Below are 24,131 nucleotides of genomic sequence, written 5' to 3' on the forward strand. Positions count from 1 at the left end.
CCGGTTCCGCCGAAGCGCACCGGCCATCCCCGTGGTCCAGCGGCTTCGGAGCAGACGGCCCGCGCGCAGGTCCCTCGGGCGCGACTGTCTCACTCCGTCTTGGCGAGGGCGGCTCGTTGCTCGCGGCGTCGGCGTTGTTCGGTGACGTCGGAGACGGGGGCGGACAGTAGGAGAGCGCGGGTGTAGGGGTGGTTCGGGGAGCTGGTGAGCGTGTCGGCGTCCCCGGTCTCGACGATCTCGCCGCGGTGGATCACGGCGACGCGGTGGCTCACCCTGCGGACGACCGACAGGTCGTGGGAGACGAAGAGGTAGGCGACTCCTGTCTCCTCCTGGATGTCGAGGAGGAGGTCGAGCACGGTGGCCTGCGTCGTGAGGTCGAGGGCGGAGACAGGTTCGTCGCAGACGACGAGGCGAGGGCGCAGGGCCAGCGCACGGGCGATGGCGACCCTCTGCCGCTGGCCGCCGGAGAACTCGCGCGGGAGTCGGGCGGCGGCGTCGCCCGGCAGTCGGACCTGCTCCAGGAGGGCGGCGACCCGGTCGCGGGCGTCGCGGGCGTCGATCCGCTGGGCGAGGAGGGGCTCGCAGAGGGTGTCGCCGATGGTCCGCGCCGGGTTCAGCGAGGTGTAGGGGTCCTGGAAGATGACCTGGATCTCACGGCTCAGTGCGCGGCGGCGGCTGGTGCTCGCAGTGTCGACGCGTTCGCCGTCGAAGGTGATGGTTCCGGAGGCGACGGGGAGCAGGCCGAGGATCGCGCGGCCGATGGTGGTCTTGCCCGAGCCCGATTCCCCGACGAGTCCGAGGGTTTCGGCGGGTCTGATGTCGAGGTCGACGCCCTTGAGTACCTGGGTGCGCGGAGCCCGCCAGCCCTTGCCGGGGAACGACACCCTCACGTCCCGTACGGACAGCAGGGCTTCGGCGATGGGGGTGGTCATGCGGAGGCGCTCCTTGTCGGGTGGGGACGCGTCGGGCGGGGCCGCCAGGGTTCCCGTGCGGGAGCCGAGTCGAGGACGGCGCCGAGGAGGTCGCGGGTGTAGGGGTCCTGGGGCTCGTGGAGCACCTGCTCGGTGGTTCCGGTCTCCACGATGCGGCCCTGGTTCATCACGGCTACCCGGTCGCAGAGGTCGGCGACCACACCGAGGTTGTGGGTGACGAGCAGGACGCCCAGGTCGCGCTCTTCGCGCAACCGGCGCAGCAGATCGAGGATCTCGGCCTGGACGCGCACGTCCAGCGCGGTGGTGGGTTCGTCGGCGATGAGCAGGGCGGGGTCGCAGGAGATCGCGCCGGCGATCAGGACGCGCTGGGCCATGCCGCCGGAGATCTCGTGCGGGTACCGGCGCACGACCTGCTCGGGCGCCGGGATCTCGACCTGGCGGAGCAGTTCGACGGACCGCTCGGCGGCCTCCTTCCGGGACAGGCCGAGGATTTGCCGCATCGGTTCGGCCAGTTGGCTGCCGACGGTGAAGGCGGGGTCGAGGTTGCTCATGGGTTCCTGCGGGATGTACGCGACGGTCGTGCCGCGCAGGGCCCGGTGCTCCCGCTCCGGAAGTCCCGCGATCTCCCGGTCGGTCAGGAGGATGCTGCCGGTGCTGAGACGTCCGCCCTCGGGGAGGATGCCGAGGACGGAGAACGCGGTCTGTGTCTTGCCCGAGCCCGACTCGCCGACCAGGCCGACGATCTCGCCGCGGCCGATGTCGAGGTCGACGCCGTGCACGACCTCCTTGTCGGTGCCGTCCGGCTGGGCGTAGGCGACCCTGACTCCGCGCAGGGAGAGGAGCTCGGCGCGCTCGGCGGCCGTGCCGGGCTCCGCGGACGGTGCCGTACCGGTCTCGGCCGGCGGTGCCGTAGCCGTCTCGGCCGAGGGGAGCGGTGCGGATGTACGGGGCTTGACCCGTCCGGTCTGCTTGCCGGTCCGGTCCTCCAGGACGTCCCGCAGTGCCGCGGCGAGCAGTACGAGGGTGGCGTTGGTCAGGCCGAGGGCGAGCCCGGGCCACAGCAGGAGAGCGGGGGCGCGCTGGATGTTCTGGAACGCCTCGTTGAGCATGGCGCCCCACGTGGCCGTGGAGCCGCTGCCGACGCCCAGGAACTCCAGCCCCGCCTGGAGGGCTATCGCGATGCCGGCGACCAGGGCGGTCTGGATGATGATCGGGCCGCGGACGACCGTGAGGACGTGGCGGGCCACGATGCGGGCGTCGGACAGCCCGGAGACCCGGGCCGCGTCCACGTACAGTTCGCCGCGCACGTTGGCGACGATGCCGCGCACCAGCCGGAAGAAGCTCGGCGCGGCGAGGACTCCCAGGACGATCATGAGGACCCACACGTTCGGGCCGAGGATCGCGCGGGAAGCGAGCAGCACGACCATGGCGGGCAGCGCCATGACCAGGTTGACCGTCCAGTTGGCCGCGGCGTCGAACCAGCCGCCTCGGTACCCGGCGTACAGGCCGGCCGGAACACCGAGGAGGAGCGCGAGGGCCAGGGCGATCACGGCCCCGCCGAGCGTGTTGCGCCCGCCGTGGAGCAGGCGCGAGAGGATGTCGCGTCCGGCGGAGTCCATACCGAGGGGATGCGCGGAGCTCGGACCGGCGAAGGCGTCGGAGAGGGAGGAGTCGGCCGGGCCCTGGGGAGCCAGGACAGGGGCCAGGAGCGAGCCGGCGATCAGGAGGATCAGGACCGCGAGGGACACGACGGCCAGCGGGTTGCGCAGCAGACGCCGCCCCGTGCCGCGCCGGGGGACGGCCGCTGTCGCCACCACCGCCGGGTCGGGGCGGGCCGGGAGGTCGTCGCTCATGCGATCCTCGCCTTCGGGTTGAGCCAGCCGATCATGATGTCGACCAGGAGATTGATCAGGACGACACCGATCACCGTCAGCATGACCAGCGCCATGATCACGGGGATGTCGCCACGGGTGGTGTAGGTGACGGTCATGCTGCCGATGCCGGGCAGCCCGAAGATCTGCTCCACGAGCACCGCGCCGCCGAGGAGCCCGACGAACTGCATGCCGAGCACGGAGAGTCCGGGTGCGGAGGCGTTGCGCAGGACGTGCTTGAGGACGATCCGGGACTCGGACAGGCCGCGGGCCCGGAGTGTGCGCACGTAGTCCTGGCGCATGACGTCGATGACCGCGCCGCGGACCTGCTGCGAGACGCCCGCGACGGCCGCCACGGAGAGGGAGGCGACGGGCAGCGTGACCGTCGCCAGCCAGCCGCTGGGGGACTCGGTGAAGGGGGTGTACCCGATGGCCGGGAACCAGTTCAGCCGTACGGCGAAGACCAGGACGAGGACGAGGGTCACGAGGAAGCCGGGCAGCGCGTAGCCGATGACGCCGAGGACCTGGACCAAGCGGTCCACGGCGCCGCGCCGCACACCGGCCCAGACACCGAGCAGGAAGGACAGCAGTGCCGTCACGAGGGTGACGCCGAGCATCAGACTCAGGGTGACCGGCAGCCGGTTGGCGACGGCGAGGGTGACGTCCTCGCTGGAGAACCAGGAGGTGCCGAGGTCGCCGCGGACGGCGTGCGCGAGCCATTCCGTGTATTGGGCGAGCACCGGCCGGTCGAGACCGAGTTCGGCGTTCTTGGCGTCGACGACGCCCTGCGACGCGCCCGGTCCGAGGAGTTGGCGGCCGACGTCGGTGTCGGGGATCGACAACAGCAGGTAGGAGAGCAGCGAGATGACGAGAAGGAGCACCGCTCCCGCGCCGATTCTGCGTGCGATGAAGTTCAACATGTGTCTCGGTATCCGTGACCGGCGGCCGCATCGGCCGGCATGAACCGCGCCCGGGCCGGGCCTTGTCGGGAGAGCCCCGTGCAAGCGCGGAGGAACGTCCCCGGCGGGACCGCGGGCGGGAACGACGGTCACCCTACCCACAGAATCAACCAGTTGGTAGGTTTCCCGGCCGCGTTTTTACCAGCTGGTAGATTCCGTTGCTCCGCGTGTCCCGCGCGCCCGACCCCGCTGCCCGAGGAGACCGTCCCTTGAGCCAGGAACCCGGCAAGCGACCCGGCAAGGAACCCGGCAACGAGCCCAGAACGAAGGGCGAGCGCACCCGTGCCCGCATCCTCGACTCCGCGACCGAGTTGTTCTCCCGCTCGGGGTACAACTCCGTGTCCCTGCGGGAGATCGCCGCGCACGCCGGCATGACCCATGCCGGGCTCCTGCACCATTTCCCGGGCAAGGAACCGCTGTTGCTGGAGGTGCTCAGCCGCCGTGACGAGGACGACGCCGCCTACTTGTTCCCAGGCCTGCTCGGCAGGGGCCCCGATCCGGTGGTCGCGGCGGCGAGGCACCCCGCGGCAGAGCGGCTGAACCGGCTGGTCGCCGTGGTGGGGCGCAACAGCCGGACGCCCGGTCTGGTGGCGCTCTACGCGAAGCTCTCCGCCGAGGCGTCCGAACCGGGTCATCCCGCTCGTGCCTACTTCGTCAAGCGCTACCGGGTGCTGCGCGCCGAGATCGGTGCCCTGCTGGGCGAGTTGTTCGCGTCGTCCGAGCCCCCGGTGGCGGCCGATCCCCATGCCGTTGCCCAGCAGCTGCTGGCCCTGATGGACGGTCTGCAGACGCAGTGGCTGCTGGAGCCGGCGGCGGTGCCGATGGAGGAGCGGGTGTGGGAGTTCCTGTGGAACTACGGCCTTGCTCCCCCGGTGGCCCCGGAGCGGGGACCGGTCAGCCACTGAGCGCGGCGACGATGGTGGCCGCCGTACTCCGGTGGCCCGCCGCGTTGGGATGGAAGCCGGCACCGGCCTCCGTGTCCGCGGGCTCGAGCCAGCGGACACCGGCGGGCTTGCAGGCGTCGTGACCGACCGAGGGGCCGTAGGTGTCGATGAAGGTGGCTCCGTGGGCGGCGGCCTGCTGAGCCAGCATGGTGTTCAGCTGCCTGGTCTTGTCGCGCAGCCACGCGAAGTCGCCCGCTGCGAGAGGGATCGTCTCGCGGCACGCCGAGCCGTCGTCGGGGACGATCGTCGGGTAACCGACGACGAGCACCTTCGCCTGCGCCGACTTGGCGCGCACCGCCTGGAGTGCGCCGGCGACCTTCGGGGCCGTCGCGTTGATGCGGGAGCCGATCTCGTCCGTGCCGAACAGTGTGAAGCTGTTCTTGCAGGGCGATCCCTGCGGGTCGAGGTAGGCCAGCAGGACGCATCGCGTGATGACGCCGGCCAGGTCGAGGTCGTTGCCGCCGACGCCCACGCTGACCACGGAGGTGTCGGGGCGGACCGCGTCGATCTGAGGGGCGGCGGTGTTCTGGGCCCCCGTCACATGGCGGGTCTCGGCGCCCGCGCACGTCACGTCCGTCGATCCGGCGGCGCCGACGGCCGCGGCGACGAGCGTGGGGTAGTTGTGGTCGGACCGGCCGCAGGCGGCGTCCGTCTGGGTGGGGATGCCGAGGCCGGAGCTGAAGGAGTCGCCCAGTGCGGCGTAGTGGCCGACCGGCGGTGCGGCGGCGAGTGCCGCCTCGGCTGCGCGGCCGTGTCCGCGCTCATATCCCTGTTCATGTCCCCGCTCATGTCCGCGCCCGTGCCCGGGGGCGCCCTGGTCGCCACGGGCGGGCAGCGCGGTGGCGGGCAGTGCGGTGGCGGCGAGTACGGCTCCGGCGCAGACGGCGATCAGTACGGCACGGCGCCGCCGCGCGGAACCGGCGGATGCGGGGCGATTTTGGGCAGGGCGCAGCGTCATCGCTGTACCTCTTCTCGTGAGTGGTGAAGGCCCGGCCGGCGCGGCTCCCGCCCGAGGGGGCCGGGCCGGCGCGAAAACCGTAGAGCGATCGGTTTCCGGCCGTCAATGGATCGCGCACGGCGGAAACGAGTCCTGTGGGCACGCGTGCGGCTCGTGGCGGCAGTCTCGACTTCCAAAACCGATCAATATATGGTTTTGGCATGGCGGCAGAGTGCCGTCTCGCCGAACGACCGGGGCAGACTCCATGACCCAGCAGACTCGAACCCCCTCGGCGGGGGAGACCGCGATCGCGGCAGGTGCTCTGACGACCGCCCAGAAGGCCGCTCTGACCAGCGGCGCGGGTGATTTCGTCACCGAAGCGGTGGGGGGCATTCCCGCGCTCTCCCTGTCCGACGGGCCCCACGGCCTGCGACTTCCGAAGGACGAGGGCGACGGCGGCCAGCTCGACCTGCACAGCGCGGCACCCGCCACCTGCTTCCCGCCGGCCGTCGCGCTCGGCAGCAGCTGGGACCGCGACCTCGCCCGGCGTGTCGCCACCGCCATCGCCACCGAGGCCCGGGCCCACGCCGTCCACGTGGTGCTCGGTCCGGGCATCAACATCAAGCGCTCGCCGTTGTGCGGGCGCAACTTCGAGTACTTCTCCGAGGACCCGCTCCTGACCGCCGAACTCGGCGGTGCCATGGTCCGAGGGCTCCAGGAGGCCGGAGTCGGGGCCGCGCTGAAGCACTACGCGGCCAACAACCAGGAGACCGACCGCATGCGCGTGAGCGCGGACATCGACGAGCGTCCGCTGCGCGAGATCTACCTGCGCGCCTTCGAGCGCATCGTCCGCCGTGACCGCCCGTGGTCCGTGATGGCCGCCTACAACGCGCTCAACGGGGTGCCGCTCAGCGAGAACCGCCGTCTTCTCACCGACATCCTGCGCACCGAGTGGGGATTCGACGGAGTGGTCATGTCCGACTGGGGCGCCGTGCGCGACCGGGTCGCCGCGCTGCGGGCCGGGCTGGACCTGCAGATGCCGGGCACCGGTGGTCGCACCGACCGCGAGGTCGTCGCCGCCGTCGAGAGCGGTGAGGCCGCCATGGCGGACCTCGACGCCTCAGTGGCGAGGCTCGCCCTGCTGGCCCGCAGGGCGACGGCCGGTGCGGCGCCTCGAGCCGCAGGACAGGTGCCGTACGAAGAACACCACCAGCTGGCCCGCGAGGCCGCCGAACGGTGCGTCGTCCTGCTCAGGAACGAGTCGTCCCTGCTGCCGTTGGACCCGTCGGCCGGAACGGTCGCCGTGATCGGCGCACTGGCCCGCACCCCGCGCTACCAGGGCGCCGGCAGTTCCCAGGTCACACCGACCCGGCTGGACACGCCCCTGGAGTCCCTGAAGGAGTACGCGCAGGGCGCGCACGTGGAGTTCGCCGAGGGCTACCGCCTGACGGGCGACGAGGACCCGGCCGTACGCGAGGACCCGGCCGTACGCGAGGAGCTGGCCGCGTACGCCGAGCGGGTCGCCGCCCGCAGTGACACCGTTCTGCTCTTCCTCGGGCTTCCCGCCCAGGACGAGTCGGAGGGCTTCGACCGCGACCACATCGACCTGCCCGCCGCCCAGATCGCGCTCCTCGACCGCGTGCTCGCGGCCAATCCACGCGTCGCCGTGGTGCTGTCCAACGGAGGGGTGGTGCGCACGTCTCCCTGGCACGAGAAGGTGCCGGCCCTGGTCGAGGGCTGGCTGCTCGGCCAGGGCGGCGGCAGCGCCCTCGCCCGCGTCCTGTACGGCCACGCCGACCCCTCCGGCCGGCTCGCCGAGACGATCCCCCTGCGGCTGGAGGACAGCCCCTCCCACCTGTCGTTCCCCGGCGAGGAAGGACATGTGCGGTACGGAGAGGGCGTGTTCGTCGGGTACCGGGGCCATGACCGGCGCGGCGACGAGGTCGCTTTCCCCTTCGGCCACGGTCTGTCCTACACGTCGTTCGCCCACAGCGGCCTCTCGGCCGTGGTGCGGGACGAGGGCCGGCGGATCGAGGTACGGGTCACGATCACCAACACGGGCGGACGACCCGGCCGCGAGGTGGTCCAGGTCTACAGCCGCGCGCCCGAGGACTCCAAGGTGGCCCGTCCGGTACGGGAGCTGCGCGGCTTCGCGGCGGTCGACCTGGAGCCCGGCGAGAGCCGCGAGGTGCTCATCGAGCTCGGCCGCGCCGACCTCGCCCACTACAGCGAGCGGGAGGGCGGCTGGTTCGTGGAGGGTGGGACGTACCGCATCGAGGCGGGCGCCTCCTCCCGCGACATCCGCTGCACCGTGGAGCTCCGGGTCGTGGGCGACCCGTCACGGGTCCGTCTGACCGGGCGGAACACCCTGGGTGAGTGGCTGGCCCATCCGGTCGGCGGACCGCTTCTCCTCGACGCCTTCGCGCGTGGTCGCGCCGCGCGGTCCGAGACCGGGGCCGAGGCAGGGGCGGGCGCACTGGCCGATCCGGTCATGCGGCGCTTCCTGGCCGGCATGCCACTGGAGGTCATCGCCGACTTCCCGCAGAGCCCCGTCCCTCTGTCGCAGGTCCCGGACCTGTGCGAGCAGGTGGCCGCCCAGGGCCGACGGGCCGGTCGTCAGCGCTGACGACCGGGCATCAGGGCCTTGTGGCACGGGCAAGGGGGTCGCCACCACTCGATGGCGACCCCCTTTGCCACGCCCGTGGCATCACCCGGCCGACGTCGGCGGGGGTGGCGACAGGAGCGTCATCATGTCGTTGATCGGCTCCTCCATGTCCATGGACCGGTCGGTCAGCCACTGCAGTTGCACCCCGTCGGCCACGGCGACGAGGACGACGGCGAGCCGCTCGGGCGGGATGTCCGAGCGGATGCCTCCGTCGTCCATGCGGCGGCGCAGATACTCGACGATCTCGCCGCGGATCGCCGGATAACGCTCGGCGAAGTGCGTGTGGGCCGGATGGCCGGGATCGCTCGCGGCGGCGGACATCGAGACGAACAGCTCGACGAGCCCGGGTGTGTTCGCGCCCTCCCTGATGATCGCGCGGTAGCTCTCCGGGCCCGTGAGCTCGGGGTACCGGGTCCGGGCGGTGTCGTCCCTGGCGCGCAGGACCTGCGTCAGCAGGTCCTCCTTGGACTCGAAGTAGTGCATGAGGCCGGGCAGGCTGAGGTTGCACTGGGCGGCCACCTTGCGCAGGGAGGTACCGCGGTACCCCTCCTGGGCGAAGATCTCCAGTGCCGCCTCAAGGATCTCTCTGCGCTTCGCCTCGCCCTTCTCGTAGGGGCCCCGTTTCGCCATGTGAATCACACTAGCGTGCAGTGAGAGGGGCGTGCCGCGGCCGGTCGGAGCCGCACGGCAGGTGCCGGTCGCGGGTGAGCGACCCCAGCCAGTGCGCCGACGGCTTCGGCGTCCGGGCGAAGGTCACCGGGTCGACGGCGATCAGCCCGAAGGTGGGCCGGTAGCTGCCCCATTCGTAGTTGTCGAGGGCGCTCCAGTGGAGGTATCCCCGTACGTCGGCACCGGCGCGCATCTGTGCCACCAGGCTCGCGAGCGCCCGCTCCGTGTAGGCGACGCGGCGTTCGTCGTCGGGGGTCGCGATGCCGTTCTCGGTGACGATGACGGGTACTTCGGCCCCCACCACCTGCCGGGTGTGCCGGACGGCCTCGCCCAGGGCCTCGGGGTGGAACTCCCAGCCCGTCAGCGTGGTCTCCGCGCCCTCCGGGACGGGCAGCGGGCCGTGCGGGCCGATCCGGTGGCGCGTGTACGCCTGGACGCCGATCCAGTCGTCCTGGCGCGCGGCCTCCAGGAACACGTCCTCGCGGGGCCGTGCGTAGGCCGCCGCGACCTCCTCGGCGCCGGGTTCGGCCTCGTACACCTGGTTGGCGACGGTCCAGCCGACCTGGTAGCCGGGGTCCGCCTCCTTCAGCACCCGGTACGCGGCACGGTGGGCGCCGATGAGTGCGGCGGTCACGTCCGGGTCGGGCTCGACGGCGGTCGGGTCGAAGGCGACGCCTCCCGTGTTCCCGTCCCCGGCGGACGAGGGCCGGCCCTGTTCGGCCGCGCGGCGGCGCATCGCGTGCATGAGCGCCAGCATGTTGGGCTCGTTGATCGTCGCGACATACCGGACCTCGTCCCCCAGCACCTCGACCGCCGTGCGGGCGTAGGCCGCGAACAGCTCGGCCGCGTCCTCGGTGAGCCAGCCGCCCCTGGCGCTGAACCAGCGCGGCGAGGTGAAGTGGTGGAGCGTCACCACGGGGGTGAGGCCCCGCTCGACCGCACCGCGGACCATCGCCCGGTAATGGGCGACGGCGGCGCGGGAGACATGCCCCTGCTCCGGTTCGATCCGGGCCCACTCGATGCCGAAGCGGTAGGCGTTGAACCCTAGGTCGCGCAGCAGGTCCATGTCCTCGGGCCACCGGTGGAAGCTGTCGGCGGCATCGCCGCTGCGCTCGGGGAGGACAGAGCCCGGCTGGTTCTCGAGCGCCCACAGGTCGCTGGAGACGTTGTTGCCCTCCACCTGGTGGGCGGAGGTCGAGGCTCCCATCAGAAAGCCGTCTGGCAGCGGGAACCGGGGCCCGGACGAGTCTGCCATGCGGGTGCTCCTTTCGTTCGCGTCGGGATCCGCGCAGGTGGGTGTGCGGCGGTGCTCCCAAGCGCGAAAAGCGTTCACTGATCGGTTTTCGTGTTAGCGTACAGGTGGTTCCGGTCCGCGAAGAAGGGGCACCGTGGGGGGAGTTCCCGCTTCACGGGCCGGGCCGGCGCCCAGGAGCCCCGCTGCCGAACCTGACACCGGCGCCCGGGCTCCTGGGCCCCGGCGCGACCGGCGGAGGAACCGTGAACGCCGTCATCCCCGCCCCGGCCCTCCCGGCCACCCATGTCCATGCCGCTGCCCGTGGTCCGGCCGCCGCGGGCCCCTGGCACCTCCGCTCCGACCCCGGCCTGGCCCGGACCGAGGAGACAATCCGCGCCCTCCTCGAACCGCACCTGGGTATACGGCTCCTGCCGGCCACCAGTGACGACCCGGGCCCCGTACTGCGCCTCACGCTCGGTGAGATGCCGCCGTCCCCCCGCCGCACCACCGGCGTCGCGCCCGGCGGAACCCCCGTACCCGTCGACGAGTCGTACGGCCTCACCATCGGCCCGGACGGCATCACCTGCCGCGCCCGGACCGACGTGGGCGTCTTCCGCGCCGCCATCACGGCCCTCCAGCTCATCGCACTCGCGGACCCGGAGGGCGAACTGGAGCCCCGGCAACTCTCCGACGCGCCGCACTATGCCTGGCGGGGCCTGCTGGTCGACCCGGCGCGATGCTTCATCGACCCGGCCGACCTGCGCCGGATCATCGATCTCGCCGCCCTCTACAAGGTCAACGTGCTCCACCTGCACCTCACCGACAACGAGGGCTGGCGCATCGAAACACCCTCGACCCCCGCCCTGGCCGCCCGTGACCGCTCCGGAATGGGCGCCTTCTACTCCGCCGAGGAGTACGCCGCCCTCCAGGAGTACGCGGCCCGCCGGCACATCACCGTCGTCCCGGAGATCAACCTGCCCGGCCACTGCGCCGCCCTGCGCGCCGCCGTACCGGGCCTGCCCGACGCGCCCGCCCCCGAGGGAGTGGCGGGCCGTTTCCCCTATGTTCCCCCGCTCGACCTTGCCGACCCGCGTACCCGGACGCTGGTGCGCGAGGTGCTGGCGGACGTGTGCGCGATGACGACAGGGCCGTTCGTCCACATCGGCGGCGACGAAGCCGTCGGCATCACCGACGAGAGCTTTGCCGTGGCGGTACGGGAATTGCGCGCCCTGGTACGGGGCTTCGGCAAGCGTCCCATCGGCTGGCAGGAGACGGCGCGCGCCGGGGTGAGGGAGCAGGATCTGGCGCAGTACTGGGTCGACCCGGAGATGATGGATCTGCCCGCCACGGCCGACGACTTGGCCGAACGCCCTGACCTCCTGGCCGCCGGATTCACGCCGGAACTGGTCGCGGCCATGCGACGCTTCTTCGCGCCGTCCGCGGACGACCTCCAGCGGGTGCTCGCGGGCGGTGGCCGGGTGATCCTCTCCCCGCAGTCCCACCTCTACCTCGACCGCCGCTACGCCGCCGCCGTCGTTCCCCCGGAACGGGCGGCGGACGCGGCACGCCTCGGGTTTCCCAGCTACCGGCCGCGCGATGTACGCCACACCGCGGTCTGGGACCCGGCCGGGCACGGCATTCCCGACGACCGGATCGCCGGAGTGGAGGCGACCGTGTTCGGCGAGTCACTTCGGAGCATTGACGACCTGACGACGATGCTCCTGCCCCGGCTGGCCTCCGTCGCCGAAACCGCCTGGAGCGGACGGCCGGCCGCCTGGGACGCGCATCGCGCCACCCTCGCCCGCCATGGCCGGCTCTGGCGGCAGCGGCGGCTGGCGTACTTCCCGGCCACCGACGTCCCCTGGCTCTGAGAAACGCCCGGGGGCCGCGGGCCGGAACAGCCCGCGGCCCCCGGGGCACGGATCAGGAAGCGGCCGGAGCGTAGTTGTAGAGGGAGGGCACCGCCATGCCGGACTGCGGGGTCACCTTGACGTCCGGGCCGGCGACGATCTGGTACGTCATCCGGTAGAACGGCACGAACCAGCCCTGCTCGACGAGGTGCTTGTTCAGGGCGCGCGCCGCGTCACCCGCCTCCTGCTCGGAGCCCGCCTGGATCTTCGGCAGAAGACGCTGCACCGTCGCGTCGGTGGTGCCGAACATGTTGAAGGTGCCCGGAGCGACCTGCTCCTGGGACGCGACCCAGTCGATCGGCGACTGCCCGATGTTCATGACCATCGCCGAGTAGGCCCGCTCGCGGTAGATCTTCTGCAGGGCGCTCGCGCCGTCGAGCTGGTCCCAGCTGACGGTGACGCCCACGGCCTTCAGGTCCGCCTTGATGGACGAGGCGAGCGCGTCGCTGACGATCGCGGAGACGCGCGGCAGCTTCAGCGTGAAGCCGTCGGCGTAGCCGGCCTTCGCCAGCAGCTGCTTCGCCTTCGCCGGGTCGTGCGCGTAGTGGGTGTCCAGTGCCTTGTCGTATGCCTTCGTCTCGGGGCCGTAGATCTGGTTGGTGATCTCGCCGCGGCCCTGGCGGATCTTGTCGAGCATCGTCTGACGGTCGATCGCGAGATTCAGGGCCTGGCGCACCTCGGCCTTGCGGAGGGCCGGGGTGTGCACGCCGCCGCGGTCGAAGAGGAGCAGGCCCTGGAAGTCGAAGGTGAAGTCGGTCTTCTTCAGCCTGCTGTCGGAGGCGAGGGCGGCCTGCTGGCCTGCGTCCTGGAGGATCGCGCTGTCGATCTGCCCGGTCTTGAGGCCGTTGGCGACGGCCGTCTCGTTGTCGAAGACGCTGATGGTCAGCGACTCGTAGGGCAGCTTCTGACCCCAGTAGTCCTGCTTGCGCTGGAAGGCGTACTTGTTGCCGATGGTCGTCCTGCCCTTGTCCAGGGTGTACGGACCGGTGCCGACCGGGGCGACCTTGAGCGAGCCGTCGGCGAGCTTCGCCGGGCTCGCCATCAGGCCGGCCGCGTCGCTGAGGTGGAACAGCAGCGCCGGGTCGGGCGCCGACAGGGTCAGGGTGACATGCGTGGCGTCCTCGACCGTGACCTGCTTCAGGGAGTCGAGGGTCTTGGCCGCGCCGCCGCCGCCGTTCTTGAAGTGTTCCATGTTGGCCTTGACGGCCTGGGCGTCGAAGACGGTCCCGTCGCTGAACTTCACGTTCTCGCGCAGGGTCAGCGACAGCTTGGTCCTGCTCTCGTCGTACGCCCACTTCGTCGCGAGCATCGGCTGGTAGGAGCCGTCCGGTGCTCTTCGGATCAGTGTGTCGTAGACCGCCTGGAAGTAGGGCAGGGCGCTGCCGATCGCGTCCTTGGGGTCCAGGCTCTGGGCACGGGTGAGCGTGGCGATGTCGAGCGTGGCCGCGCCGGCCTTCGCGCCGCCCGCGTCTCCTCCCGCGCAGCCCGCGAGGACCAATGAGGCCGCGGCCGCGGTGGCCGCGAGAGCACTGCTTCGAGCGGAAAACCTCATGATGACTCTCCGTTGGGAGGGCCGGGAACGCGTTCACCGGCGACAGGTGGAGCCCGAGGGCACGACGGACAGGGGCGTCCCGGCGGAGGGAGCCTCTCGACTCCAAAAACCGTAATGTGATCGGTTTTCGGAGTCAATGGATGCGGTCCGCGCGAAATGACGCGGGCCCGGCCACGGCTGTACAGCCGTGGCCGGGCCCGATTCGGGCGACGCTCTGGGTCAGGCCTCCCCGACGAACCCCGCCCACGCCGTGCGCGAAACGCGGATGACGGGTCCGGCGGCGGCCTTGGAGTCCCGGATGTGCACGACTGCCGTGTCGGCGGCGACCTCGACGCAGTCGCCGCCCTCGGCTCCGCTGTAGCTGCTCTTGACCCAGAGGAGACCGGACGCGACGGCCGAGGACTCATCGGTGTTCATAGCTCTCCCAGCAACCTCTCGATGAACTCCAAGGACTCTCGCGGAGTGAGAGCCTGTGATCGGATAATCCCATAGCGGGCGGCGGCGAGCGCCGCCTGCTGCGGGTCGGTCTGAAGGGTGCTGGTTCCCTGTGCCTCGGTGTACGCGAACTTCTTGCCGTCGTCACGCGTGACGACCGTGAACGGCCCGTCCACGCCCGCGCTTTCCTCGCAGTCGAGCGGAATGACCTGAATCTCGACGTTCCGTTTGTGGCCAACGAGCAGCAGATGCTCCAACTGCCCTCGAAGGACGTCCTTTCCGCCGAGCGGGCGCCGCAACACCGACTCGTCCATCACGAAGCTCAGCAATGGTGAGGGCTGCCGGTCGAAGATGTCCTGACGAGCGAGTCGTGCTGCCACCCGCTGCTCGGTCGTTTCCTGGATCAGGGGTGGCCGTCGCATGGACAGCACCGCCCTCATGTACTCCTCGGTCTGGAGAAGGCCTTTGACGACCAGCGTGTCGTACGAAAGCAGCTCGATGGCCTCCTTCTCCAGAGCCGCCATCCCCTGGAAGAACACCGGATACTGCGCCCGCTCCACCTGCTCCTTCCACACTGTCAGCAGCCCGCCCGCGTCCAGGACCTCGTCCGCCCGCTCGATGGTCCTGGGCGACGGGATCCGTCGTCCCTGCTCGTACGACGCGACCGTGGACGCCGAGTATCCGATCCGCCGCCCGAACTCCTCGCGCTCCAGGCCCGCCCGCACGCGCAGCGTCTTCAGTGTCTGCCCGAACGCGGCGACCACGCCCTGGCCGGATGTGTCCGCCGCTGCCTGTCCCGCGTCGCCTGCCACCTCGGTCATCGCTACCGCCTCCCTGGCTCAACGCCCGTCCGGCAGCGTCGACACGCCGCGCGCCTCGTACCCGTACCGCCACCGCGCGTACAACGGGTCGCGTCGGTGCGTCACCACTGGTCACGCTATGCGACCGAGAACACCGTTGTCGGCATGATGAGCCAACCCCCCAGCCCCGTCGGCGCCTCACAACCCACGTGCCCCGGGAGCGACTTGAGTCGCACCTTCGAGATGCGTTTCACCTCCACCCCGCGCGGCGCTCGCCTCGCCCGCAGGCTGGCCGCGCACCGGCTGGACGCCTGGGGCATTCCGTACGGCACCTGCCCGCACGAGGAGATCGTGCTGGTCCTGGGCGAGCTGACCGCCAACGCGGTACGGCACGGGCATGTCTCCGGCCGGGACTTCCACCTTCTCCTGCACGTGCTCGCGCCCGTCCGCACGGTCAGGATCGAGGTCACCGACACCCGTACCGAACGCACGCCGCCCCACCCGGAGGCGCTGCACGCACTCGGCCTTGAGGACACCGGCGGCCGAGGGCTGCTCCTCGTCGCGGGGCTCGCCAGTCGCTGGGGCTGGCACCTCCGGTCAGAAGGGCCGGGCAAGACGGTGTGGGCGGAGTGTGCGTGTACGACTCCCGCGTGAGGTCGCGAAAGGCTGTGAGGGCGGGCCGCCGGTCGGGTCGGGGAGGGGTCTCCGTGCCAGAATGGACGCCCCGTCGCCCCCTTCCGTGTCAGAGGTTTCCGTGAGCAAGCCCGTCGCCCGTGAGCCGCAGCGGCGCAACGCGCGGTCCAACCGGGCGCGCATCCTGGCCACGGCCCGCCGGGAGCTGGGGCGGAATCCGGACACCACCCTGGAGGAGCTGGCCCGGGCCGCCGGTGTCGTACGGCGGACCCTGTTCGGTCACTTCCCGGGGCGCGCGGCGCTGCTGGAGGCCCTCGCCGAGGAGGCGTCCGAGGTGCTGCGCGGTGCGATGGCCGCCGGGGCGGAGCGGGTGGGGCCTGCCGAACCGGCCGATCGGGCGCTCGCGCACTTCACGCTGCTGATGTGGCCGGTGGGCGACCGCTACCGGATGCTCCTGTCGCTGGCCCGGCACGACCTGGGCGTGGAGCGGGTGGCCGAGATCCTGGCACCGGCCCGGGCCGAGGTGACCGCCATCCTGGAGCGCGGTCAGCGGGACGGTGTCTTCCCCGCCCATCTGCCCCCCGCGGTGCTGAGTGCCGGCCTCGAGGCGATGACGGTCGCGCTGCTGGAGCAGGTCAACACCGGGGCACTGGAGGACGACGGCTCCCGGACCGCCACCGCCTCGCTCATCGCGGCCGGGGTGCCTCAGGAGCGCGCCCGGGCCGTGGTCGACGACGTGGCCTCGACCACGGCCGTCGCGGAGTCCGTCGCGGGGGAGTGAGTCGCTCGGCGCGCCCTCGTACGGCGAGTACTCCCGCGTAGCCCACTAGCCCGCTAAGCCCCTAGCCCCCTGGCGCCCGTCCCGCGCCGCGCACCGTCTCCCTCGCCACGTCGCCCGCCACGCCCGCGGTGATCAGCGCGGCGACGGCGGCGCCCGTGCCGTCGTCGTCCCAGGTCCCGGCACGCGCACAGGCCAGCAGCGCCAGCAGCTGCGCCTCCAGTGCCGCGCCGAGGGCGCCGGGTGGAAGGCCGGTGTGGAAGGTGCCCGCTCGTTGGCCGCGGGCGACGATGCCGGCGACCGTGTCGCGGGCCGGGCCGAGGATCGTGTTCACGCGGTCGGGGCCGAGACCCCGGCGGCGGGCGAGGGCGATGAGCGTGCCGTAGCGGTCGCCGACCGGCCAGAGGGTGCGGACGAAGCGGGCCAGGGCGGTCGCGGGGGCGTCGTCCCGGGCCGGTGCGTCCGGGCCGGCCATCGCGCGCCGCACCGCCTCCGCCGCCTCCTCGACGAGCCCCTCGACCAGCGCCTCCCGGCCGGTGAAGTGGCCGTAGAGGGTGCGCCGTGCCACGCCGGCCGCCGCGGCGATCTCCGTGAGGCCGGCGTCGGGATCGCGGCTCAGTTCCCGCTCGGCCGCGCGCAGGATGCGGGCGCGTGTGGTGGTCACGTCGATACCTCGTCCGTACCTCGTCCGTACCTCGGTCCGTCCCCGTTCGTATCTCGTCCGGAAGGGGGTACCCACCATATTTGCACGTCCGTGTGCAACAAACTACCCTGGCGGTTGTCTGCACATCCATGGGCAATTAAATATCCAGCCCGGCCCGCTCGGCCACGTCCCCGGGAGCCCTCATGCCCCTCCTAGCCACCACACCCGTCGAGAAGATGACCGGGCCCTACGCCCGGCGCTGGTGGGCGCTCGTCGTGCTCTGCCTGAGCCTGCTGATCGTCGTCATGGCCAACACGTCCCTGATCGTGGCCGCCCCGGACATGACGGCCGACCTGGGCCTGAGCAGCAGCGACCTGCAGTGGGTCATCGACGGCTACACCGTCCCGTACGCGGCGCTGATGCTGGTGCTGGGCTCGATCGGCGACAAGTACAGCCGCCGCGGCGCGCTGATCGCCGGTCTGGTCGTGTTCGCGGGTGGTTCGGTGATGGGCAGCCTGGTCGACGAGACGGCGCTGGTCGTCACGGCCCGGGCGATCATGGGCGTCGGCGCCGCCGTCGTCATGCCCGCCACCCTGTCCCTGCTGGTCGCGGTCTTCCCGAAGGGTGAACGGGCCCGCGCCATCACGGTCTGGACCGCCACCTCCGGTCTCGCCATCGCCGTCGGCCCGCTGGTCGCCGGATGGCTCCTGGAGGACCACGCCTGGGGCTCGACCTTCCTGGTCAACGTCCCCATCGCGGTCGCCGCCGTCGTCGGCGCGCTGTTCCTCGTCCCGCCGTCCCGGGCGGAGGGCATGGGCCGGATCGACTATGTGGGCGGCCTGCTCTCCATCGTCTCCGTCGGCAGCCTGGTCTACGCGACCATCGAGGGCCCGTACTTCGGCTGGGGCGCCGGCCCGGTCGCCGCAGCCGTCGTCGCCGGGGTCGGCCTGATCGCCTTCGTGGCCTGGGAACTGCGCCACCCGCAGCCCATGCTGGACGTGCGGCGCTTCCTGCTGCGGCCCTTCAGCGGCTCGATGCTGGCGGTGCTGTTCTTCTTCTTCGGCACCTACGGCGCCATCTACTACGCCACGCAGTTCCTGCAGTTCGTGCTCGGCTACGGCGCGCTGGAGACCGGCGTACGGCTGCTGCCGCTGGCCGGTGCCGTGTTCGTCGGCGCCGCGGTGACGGGGAAGCTGACCCCGAAGCTGGGCGTCAAGGCCATGGTCGGGTCCGGCATGGTGATCGGCACCGCCGGTGTCTTCCTGCTGGTCCTCATCGATAAGAGCTCGACGTACGCCGACTTCCTGGCCCCGATGCTGCTGCTCGGCCTCGCCATCGGCCTCAGCGTCTCCCCGGCCACCGACACCATCATGGGCTCCTTCCCGGAGAGCGAACTGGGCGTCGGCGGCGGCGCCAACGACACCGCGCTGGAGCTCGGCGGCTCACTCGGCATCGCCGTCCTGGGCTCCCTGCTCGGCACCGCCTACCGCGACGAACTGGCCGGCCTGGTGGGAGACCGGCTCCCGGCCGCCGCGCTGGACGCCGCCCAGGACTCGGTCGGCGGCGGACTGGCCGTCGCCGAGCGGCTCGCGACGAACCCGTCCGCAGGACCGCAGCAGGCGCAGGCCCTCGCCGACGCCGTGAACCAGTCCTTCGCCCACGGCGTCGCCACGACCAGCCTCGTCGGCGGGATCATCATGGCCGCCGGCACCCTGATCGTCCTCGCCGTCCTGCCCGGCCGCCGCGCCGGCGCCCGGCAGCAGCCGGAGGAGAAGGGGGCGGCCGACGCCCGGGAGGCGGAGTACAGCGACTCCGCACGCTGAGGCACCCCGGCCGCCCCTGCCGCCCTGGCCGTCAGTCGGTCAGGGCGGTCAGGGCTGCCAGTTCCTCCGGCGTCCGCGGTCCCGCCGCCGAGTCCGCCAACAGCCCCCGTGCGCGCAGCAGTCCGGCCGCCGCCACGCCCCACGGCAGGCGCAGCCCGGCCTGCCGCAGCAGCTCCGTGCGGGCCAGCGTCGCGGCCGTCGGGCCGGTGTGCACACCGGCCGGGGTGAGCAGGGCCGCGTCGTCGGACCAGCGCAGGGCGAGGTCGACGTCGTGGGTGGCCATCACCACGGTGGTGCCGCCCGCGCGCAGCCGGTCCAGGGTGGTGAGCAGCCGCTCCTGCCCGTCCGGGTCGAGCCCGGCGGTCGGCTCGTCGAGGATCAGCACCCTCGGCCGCATCGCGACGGCACCGGCGATCGCGGTCCGCTTGCGCTGCCCGTACGACAGCAGATGCGTGGGCCGGTCGGCCAGCGCGGCGATGTCCAGCGCGACGAGCGCCTCGTCGACCCGGGAGCGGACCTCCCCGTCGGACAGGCCGAGGTTCAGCGGCCCGAAGGACACGTCCTGGCCGACGGACGCGGCGAAGAGCTGGTCGTCCGGGTCCTGCACCACCAGCTGCACCGTGGTCCGCAGCCGGGTCAGTCCCTTGCGGTCGTACGTCACCGGCGCCCCGTCGACCGTCAACGTCCCGGCGTGCGGCCGCAGTCCGCCGCTGAGCAGCCGCATCAGCGTGGTCTTGCCACTGCCGTTGGGGCCCAGCAGCGCGAGCGCGCGCCCCTCGCGCACCGCGAAGTCCAGGCCGGTGAGCACCTCCGGGCCCTCCTCGTACCCGAAGGACACGCCGCGCAGGGCAACCAGCACCGACGCGGTCGTCGCCGTCGTCTCGATCGTCTCGCTCACGACAGTGGCCTTTCCAGTACGAAAGTGAGGGCGGCCAGCGCCGCCAGCAGCGCGACGCTCGCCGCCGTGAAGGGCACGGAGACGCGGGCCTCGGGGACCAGGACGCGCAGGGTGCCGTCGTAGCCGCGCCCCGCGAGCCCCGACTGGAGCCGCGTCGCCCGGTCGAAGGCCCGCACGAACGCCGTGGCGCCCAGCCCGCCGAGCGAACGCCACGCTGCGGCCCGCGTGGTGTGGCCCAGCCGCGCGGCCTGCGCCTCACGGATCCGCCGCATCGAGTCCAGCAGCAGGAAACTCATGCGGTACGTCACCAGCGCCACGTCGACCACCGGCGCCGGCACCCCGGCCCGCACCAGACGGGGCAGCAGGTCGGACATCGGCGTGGTGAACGCGAACAGCAGCACCCCGAGGGAGGCCGCCGAGGTGCGCAGCAGCAGCTCACCGGCGCGCACCGGGCCGCCGTCCGCCGCCGTCAGGAACCCGTCCGGACCCCCGACCTGCACCAGCAGCGGCAGCGCCCCGGTCACGCAGAAGCCCAGCGGCACCCGGTACGCCCGCCACAGCCGGCGTCCCGGCACACCCGCCGGACCGAGCAGTACGGCGAGCGCGGTGACCAGCACCAGCGCCGCGCCCGGCCAGGCCGGCAGGGAGATCGCCAGCACGGTCAGGCCGAGACCGAGCACGGCCTTGTCCACGGGATGGCGGCGGCGCCACCGACTGCTGTGCGCCGCCGCGTCGATCGGCAGCACTCAGTCCCCCGCGGGGGCGTCCCGCAGCGCCTCCACTGCCCGCGCCTCGCCCTGTCGCCGGCCCCGGCGCAGCCCGAAGTAGTACGCCAGCACCCCCGCACCGATCGCGGCCTGCACGGCGAACAGCGCCGACTCGATCTCCCCGGACGGCGGCTCGTACAGCGGGGAGAACCACGGCTCGTAGTCCGGCTCGATCTCGGTGATCGCCGTCTCCGCCTCGGCGTCGGCACCGGCGAACGGCTCCTCCTTGTGGTCGCCGAGGCCCAGCACCAGCGGCAGCACCGCGAGCGCGGCCACGGCGAGCAGCAGCAGGGCGTTGATCTTCGCGTTGCGACTCATCGGGCCACCGCCTGTCCCTTGGTCCCCTTGGCTCCCGTGGTCCCCGTCTTCGTCAACAGCACGCCCAGCCGGGTCAGTTCACCCTTGCTGGACTGCACCAGCAGCCGCATCACGACCACCGTGAGCAGGCCCTCGCTCACCGCGAGCGGGATCTGTGTGACGGCGAAGATGGACCCGAACTTGCCGAGCGCGCCCAGGAACCCGCTGCCCGGGTCCGGGAAGGCCAGCGCCAGCTGCACGCTGGTGACGCAGTAGGTGGACAGGTCGGCGACGAACGCCCCGCAGAACACCGTGACCATCAGCGGCACGTCGTAGCGGCGCAGCAGTCTGTAGACCGCGTATCCGGCCCAGGGGCCGACGATCGCCATCGAGAAGACGTTGGCACCGAGCGTGGTGAGCCCGCCGTGCGCGAGCAGCAGCGCCTGGAAGAGCAGGGTGATGGTGCCCAGCACCGCCATGACCGGCGGCCGGAACAGGATGGCGCCCAGACCGGTGCCGGTGGGGTGCGAACAACTTCCGGTGACGGACGGCAGTTTCAGGGCCGACAGCACGAACGTGAAGGCCCCGGAGGCGCCGAGGAGCAACGTGCTCTCCGGGTGCTCCCTGACCTCACGGGTGAGTGACCGTACTCCGTGGACGACGAACGGCGCGGACGCGACACCCCAGGCGATCGCGTGCGCCGGTGGCAGAAAGCCCTCGGCTATGTGCATGGCTCAGCAGACCCTCTCCAGCACCTCGTGGATGGACGACGCGCCTTGGCCGGTCTCCTGGCTGACGGGTACCACACGCCCGTGCTCCGCCTTCCCGGATCGCAAGCGATCCAGTGGCTGCCCGCGAGGGCCGGAGCCGGACTTCCCGATTCACAGTGGCGAGGGCCGCACCGGCATCACACCGGATTTCCCGTTCACCAAGGCGTGGCGACAGTAGTGCTCCCACGGGGGTGGTGACAAGCGGGCCTCCGCGCCGGCCGGACTCCGTGCCCGCCCGGCTCGCAGGCCTCGGGGCTGCGCAAAGAGCCGTCAGTCACGTTGTTCAGGTGGGTCCCGTTCCGTCCGCCGGACCACCATGTCGCGCACCCGCCGGCTCAGCGCGGTCGCCGCGGCGGTGAGGAACACGAAGGTGTAGAGGATCTGCAGGATGGTGACGACCCGTGCCGCCTCTCCCCGCGGGGTGATGTCGCCGTAGCCGACGGTGGCGAGCGTGACCACGGTGAAGTACAGAGCGTCGACGCGAGTGCCCAGGCCGGTGAACTGGCCCGGCTGCTTGGCGAGGGTGTAGTAGGCGGCGGCGAAGACGTGCATGCACAGAACGATCAGCAGCGCGATGAACAGACCGGGCCGGGTGCCCGGCCGCTCGACGAGGACGTCACGGACCTCGCGGACCAGCAGCACGGCCACGAGGATCAGCAGCACGGTGAACAGCAGCCAGCTCAGCACGGGGCGCTCGGGGCCCAGGTGGTCGAGGGGGAGCAGGAAGTAGGCCACGACCATGGCCACGGCGGCACCGGCCCGCCAGAGCCAGGGCCGGGCCGCGCGCCAGGTGGCACGCGGTGGGGTGCGGCCCTTTCGGCCGGGGGCGGCCCGACGCTCCGTCACGGTGCCGTCTCCGCCGCCGGCCCTCCGGCCGCCGCCGGCCCGGGTTTCGGTCCCGGCTCCGGTTTCTGGCCCGGCCCCGGCCTCGGCCCCGGTCCCGGTTCGGGCCTCGGCCCCGGTCCCGGTTCGGGCCCCGGCCCCGGCCCCGGTTCGGGCCCCGGCCCCGGCCCCGGTTCGGGCCCCGGCCCCGGTCCTGAGCCGGGCCCCGGTCCGGGTCCCCGCCCCGGCTCCCCACGCCGTACCAACTGCGAGACGATCAAGGCGACGACCGACGCGATGACGATCAGCGGCATCTGGTCGTACGCGTCACCGCCCATCAACAGCACCGCCAGGACCGAGCTGGCCAGCGGCAGGCCCGTCACCGCGGCCGCGGCGGCGGAGATGCCGAGGGCGAGGGCCGGGGTCGGGCCGAAGCCGGGCAGGCCGGAGCAGGCCATGGCCGTCGCCGCGCCCAGCAGTACGGCGGGGAAGATCGGGCCGCCGCGCAGACTGCCCAGCGCGATGCCCCAGGCCAGCCCCTTGCACGCGACCAGCGCGACCAGCGCGCCCACGGACCAGGCATGCGGATGCGCGGCGAGCTCGGCGAGGGTGGCCTGGCCGGACAGCGCGGCCTCGGCCGGGGAGCGGCCGGTGATCAGCGCGTACGCGGCGAGGCAGACGCCGACCGCGGTGGCACAGGCGACGGTGCGGACGGCCGTGCGGTGCCGCGTCCAGGAGACGGTCCGGTGGCCCAGCTCGCGGGCCAGCGCCACCAGCACCGCGATCAGCGCCGCCGTGGGGACGCCCCACAGGAAGTCGCCCGCGTCCGGATTGACGGCCGGCGGCAGGTCGTGCAGGGCGAGCGCGCCGATCTTCAGGCCGGTCCACTGCCCGAAGCCGGTGAAGACCAGTGCGCCCGTCGCGGTGGCCAGCAGACAGGGCAGCAGCAGCGCGACCAGCTGCGTCCCCGCGAGCCCCGCCCCCTCGATGAGCAGCACCGCCGCCGCCACCGGGCCGCCGAGGATGGTGGAGATGGCGGCGGTGGAGCCGGCGGTCGCGAGGATCGCACTCGCCCTCGGGTCACGGGCCGCGCCCGCCCGCCGCACCGCCAGCAGGGCGAGTCCGCTGCCGACGGCCATCAGCGGGGCCTCGGGGCCCAGCACCACGCCGAGCGGCAGCGTGGCCAGCGCGGCGAGGACGGCGCCGGGCAGCGCACGGGGGCCGACGGGCGCGCCGCCCAGCCCGTTCACCGGCAGATGGCCCCCGGCGCCCGGCATCCGGGTGACGATCGGTGCCAGGATCAGCCCGGCCAGCACCAGCGCGGGCAGCGGCCACCACCAGGGCGGCGCGTCGTATCCGGCCGCCTCGGGCAGTGACGTCCACAGCCAGTGCTCGAGCTCGTGCTGAAGGCCGACGAAGAAGAAGCAGGCCAGCGCGATGGGCACGCCGAGCAGCACGCACAGCAGCAACAGCCGCAGGTAGCCGGGGCTGAGCAGGGTGCGCCGCAGGGACTGCTCGGCCCGGGCCGGCCCCGCGTTCGCCGGCGCGGGCTGCGTCGTCACGGGTTCTCCTTCGTCCGCCTCACCCCTCGGCGCCCGGTCCGGCGGTCCGTCGTGCCCGTTCGCTCGTGTCCGTTCGCATGTGTGCCTCAGTAAACGCGAGCAAGGAAGGGGCCGCATGCGCACGACGCCGTCCCGGGCAGGGCACGGGAGGGGCCACCGACCCCCGTTCACCCTTTCGGCAGACCCGCGTGGCCGGGCGGCGCCGCGGCCCGCAGGCTCGGAGTGACCTG

At 72.4% G+C, this 24,131-nt stretch carries 22 protein-coding genes and 1 riboswitch; of the genes, 6 read left to right on the forward strand and 16 right to left on the reverse strand.

Annotation, left to right across the window (positions count from 1 at the left end; genetic code table 11):
- Positions 1–89: 89 nt before the first annotated feature.
- The 3 genes from ACIGO6_RS10725 to ACIGO6_RS10735 are packed head-to-tail and all read right to left on the reverse strand — an operon-like array spanning position 90 to position 3,723.
- Positions 90–932 carry an ATP-binding cassette domain-containing protein gene (locus tag ACIGO6_RS10725; protein WP_399874199.1) on the reverse strand — a complete coding sequence of 281 codons (843 nt, stop codon included), beginning with the start codon at positions 930–932 and terminating at the stop codon, positions 90–92.
- Complete coding sequence (locus ACIGO6_RS10730; protein ID WP_399874202.1) at positions 929–2,785, reverse strand: dipeptide/oligopeptide/nickel ABC transporter permease/ATP-binding protein; 1,857 nt, start codon at positions 2,783–2,785, stop codon at positions 929–931. The genes ACIGO6_RS10725 and ACIGO6_RS10730 overlap by 4 nt, the downstream gene beginning before the upstream one ends.
- Positions 2,782–3,723, reverse strand: a complete 942-nt coding sequence (locus ACIGO6_RS10735) for an ABC transporter permease (protein WP_399874205.1) — start codon at positions 3,721–3,723, stop codon at positions 2,782–2,784. The genes ACIGO6_RS10730 and ACIGO6_RS10735 overlap by 4 nt, the downstream gene beginning before the upstream one ends.
- Before the next feature lie 248 nt (positions 3,724–3,971).
- Between ACIGO6_RS10735 and ACIGO6_RS10740 the strand changes: the two genes are divergently transcribed.
- Complete coding sequence (locus ACIGO6_RS10740; protein ID WP_399874208.1) at positions 3,972–4,667, forward strand: TetR/AcrR family transcriptional regulator; 696 nt, start codon at positions 3,972–3,974, stop codon at positions 4,665–4,667.
- On the opposite strand, the gene ACIGO6_RS10745 is transcribed toward ACIGO6_RS10740, so the two are convergent.
- Positions 4,657–5,664 carry an SGNH/GDSL hydrolase family protein gene (locus tag ACIGO6_RS10745; protein WP_399874211.1) on the reverse strand — a complete coding sequence of 336 codons (1,008 nt, stop codon included), beginning with the start codon at positions 5,662–5,664 and terminating at the stop codon, positions 4,657–4,659. The genes ACIGO6_RS10740 and ACIGO6_RS10745 overlap by 11 nt on opposite strands.
- Before the next feature lie 244 nt (positions 5,665–5,908).
- On the opposite strand from ACIGO6_RS10745, the gene ACIGO6_RS10750 reads away from it, so the two are divergent.
- Positions 5,909–8,269, forward strand: a complete 2,361-nt coding sequence (locus tag ACIGO6_RS10750; protein ID WP_399874213.1) for a glycoside hydrolase family 3 C-terminal domain-containing protein — start codon at positions 5,909–5,911, stop codon at positions 8,267–8,269.
- 81 nt (positions 8,270–8,350) lie between these two features.
- On the opposite strand, the gene ACIGO6_RS10755 is transcribed toward ACIGO6_RS10750, so the two are convergent.
- On the reverse strand, positions 8,351–8,938 hold the full coding sequence (locus ACIGO6_RS10755; protein ID WP_399874214.1) for a TetR/AcrR family transcriptional regulator: 588 nt from the start codon (positions 8,936–8,938) through the stop codon (positions 8,351–8,353).
- 10 nt (positions 8,939–8,948) lie between these two features.
- Positions 8,949–10,232 (reverse strand): glycoside hydrolase family 1 protein, encoded by a 1,284-nt coding sequence (locus ACIGO6_RS10760; protein ID WP_399874216.1) that lies wholly within the window; start codon positions 10,230–10,232, stop codon positions 8,949–8,951.
- Positions 10,233–10,474: 242 nt separating this feature from the next.
- On the opposite strand from ACIGO6_RS10760, the gene ACIGO6_RS10765 reads away from it, so the two are divergent.
- Positions 10,475–12,082: a family 20 glycosylhydrolase gene (locus tag ACIGO6_RS10765; protein WP_399874218.1), complete on the forward strand. Its 1,608-nt coding sequence runs from the start codon at positions 10,475–10,477 to the stop codon at positions 12,080–12,082.
- A 52-nt stretch (positions 12,083–12,134) separates the two neighbouring features.
- Here ACIGO6_RS10765 and ACIGO6_RS10770 read toward each other — a convergent pair whose 3' ends face one another.
- The 3 genes from ACIGO6_RS10770 to ACIGO6_RS10780 form a co-directional block, all read right to left on the reverse strand.
- On the reverse strand, positions 12,135–13,673 hold the full coding sequence (locus ACIGO6_RS10770) for an ABC transporter substrate-binding protein (RefSeq protein ID WP_399874221.1): 1,539 nt from the start codon (positions 13,671–13,673) through the stop codon (positions 12,135–12,137).
- 219 nt (positions 13,674–13,892) lie between these two features.
- On the reverse strand, positions 13,893–14,090 hold the full coding sequence (locus ACIGO6_RS10775) for a DUF397 domain-containing protein (protein ID WP_399874223.1): 198 nt from the start codon (positions 14,088–14,090) through the stop codon (positions 13,893–13,895).
- A complete protein-coding gene (locus tag ACIGO6_RS10780) occupies positions 14,087–14,929 on the reverse strand; it encodes a helix-turn-helix domain-containing protein (RefSeq protein WP_399874224.1) in 843 nt (280 codons plus the stop codon). Before ACIGO6_RS10780 ends, ACIGO6_RS10775 begins: the two co-directional genes overlap by 4 nt.
- A 144-nt stretch (positions 14,930–15,073) precedes the next feature.
- Between ACIGO6_RS10780 and ACIGO6_RS10785 the strand changes: the two genes are divergently transcribed.
- Both ACIGO6_RS10785 and ACIGO6_RS10790 read left to right on the forward strand, forming a co-directional pair.
- Positions 15,074–15,562: an ATP-binding protein gene (locus tag ACIGO6_RS10785; protein ID WP_399874227.1), complete on the forward strand. Its 489-nt coding sequence runs from the start codon at positions 15,074–15,076 to the stop codon at positions 15,560–15,562.
- Positions 15,563–15,662: 100 nt separating this feature from the next.
- Positions 15,663–16,322: a TetR/AcrR family transcriptional regulator gene (locus ACIGO6_RS10790; protein ID WP_399874229.1), complete on the forward strand. Its 660-nt coding sequence runs from the start codon at positions 15,663–15,665 to the stop codon at positions 16,320–16,322.
- A gap of 61 nt (positions 16,323–16,383) precedes the next feature.
- On the opposite strand, the gene ACIGO6_RS10795 is transcribed toward ACIGO6_RS10790, so the two are convergent.
- A complete protein-coding gene (locus tag ACIGO6_RS10795; RefSeq protein WP_399874232.1) occupies positions 16,384–16,983 on the reverse strand; it encodes a TetR/AcrR family transcriptional regulator in 600 nt (199 codons plus the stop codon).
- Positions 16,984–17,165: 182 nt separating this feature from the next.
- Here ACIGO6_RS10795 and ACIGO6_RS10800 point away from each other — a divergent pair, with 182 nt between their 5' ends.
- Complete coding sequence (locus tag ACIGO6_RS10800; protein WP_399874234.1) at positions 17,166–18,785, forward strand: MFS transporter; 1,620 nt, start codon at positions 17,166–17,168, stop codon at positions 18,783–18,785.
- A gap of 31 nt (positions 18,786–18,816) precedes the next feature.
- Here the strand turns inward: ACIGO6_RS10800 and ACIGO6_RS10805 are convergent, their stop codons facing one another.
- The 6 genes from ACIGO6_RS10805 to ACIGO6_RS10830 form a co-directional block, all read right to left on the reverse strand.
- On the reverse strand, positions 18,817–19,683 hold the full coding sequence (locus ACIGO6_RS10805; protein ID WP_399874236.1) for an ATP-binding cassette domain-containing protein: 867 nt from the start codon (positions 19,681–19,683) through the stop codon (positions 18,817–18,819).
- Positions 19,680–20,429, reverse strand: coding sequence for a cobalt ECF transporter T component CbiQ (gene cbiQ / locus ACIGO6_RS10810; protein ID WP_399874237.1), 750 nt, complete (start codon positions 20,427–20,429; stop codon positions 19,680–19,682). The genes ACIGO6_RS10805 and cbiQ overlap by 4 nt, the downstream gene beginning before the upstream one ends.
- The gene (locus tag ACIGO6_RS10815) at positions 20,430–20,768 is read right to left on the reverse strand and encodes an energy-coupling factor ABC transporter substrate-binding protein (protein WP_399874240.1); all 339 of its coding nucleotides are present in this window, start codon (positions 20,766–20,768) and stop codon (positions 20,430–20,432) included. It lies immediately after the preceding gene.
- Positions 20,765–21,478: an energy-coupling factor ABC transporter permease gene (locus ACIGO6_RS10820; RefSeq protein ID WP_399874242.1), complete on the reverse strand. Its 714-nt coding sequence runs from the start codon at positions 21,476–21,478 to the stop codon at positions 20,765–20,767. Before ACIGO6_RS10820 ends, ACIGO6_RS10815 begins: the two co-directional genes overlap by 4 nt.
- 29 nt (positions 21,479–21,507) lie before the next feature.
- Positions 21,508–21,695: riboswitch (cobalamin riboswitch) on the reverse strand.
- Positions 21,696–21,787: 92 nt separating this feature from the next.
- The gene (locus ACIGO6_RS10825) at positions 21,788–22,258 is read right to left on the reverse strand and encodes a potassium channel family protein (RefSeq protein ID WP_399874887.1); all 471 of its coding nucleotides are present in this window, start codon (positions 22,256–22,258) and stop codon (positions 21,788–21,790) included.
- 101 nt (positions 22,259–22,359) lie between these two features.
- Positions 22,360–23,901: a chloride channel protein gene (locus tag ACIGO6_RS10830; protein ID WP_399874245.1), complete on the reverse strand. Its 1,542-nt coding sequence runs from the start codon at positions 23,899–23,901 to the stop codon at positions 22,360–22,362.
- Positions 23,902–24,131 lie beyond the last annotated feature (230 nt).

The organism is Streptomyces sp. NPDC053750, assembly GCF_044544295.1.
Classification (GTDB): domain Bacteria; phylum Actinomycetota; class Actinomycetes; order Streptomycetales; family Streptomycetaceae; genus Streptomyces.